This is a genomic window from uncultured Rossellomorea sp. (assembly GCF_947488365.1).
Classification (GTDB): domain Bacteria; phylum Bacillota; class Bacilli; order Bacillales; family Bacillaceae_B; genus Rossellomorea.
On record NZ_CANKZT010000038.1, the window covers coordinates 1 to 208 of the forward strand.

Sequence of the window (208 nt, forward strand, 5' to 3'; positions counted from 1 at the left end):
GAACTGGCAGACGCACAGGACTTAAAATCCTGCGGTAGGTGACTACCGTACCGGTTCGATTCCGGTCCTCGGCACCAAAGTTTTTTTTGCGAAAGCAAAATAACTTTCCTTACTTTGTCATTAATGAATTGTTTAGCGCCCGTAGCTCAATTGGATAGAGCGTTTGACTACGGATCAAAAGGTTAGGGGTTCGACTCCTCTCGGGCGC

The 208-nt window shown here is 47.6% G+C and carries 1 tRNA gene; it reads left to right on the forward strand.

Features of this window, described 5'->3' with window-relative positions:
- Positions 1-135: 135 nt before the first annotated feature.
- Positions 136-208: transfer RNA gene (locus Q1B03_RS22120), tRNA-Arg, on the forward strand.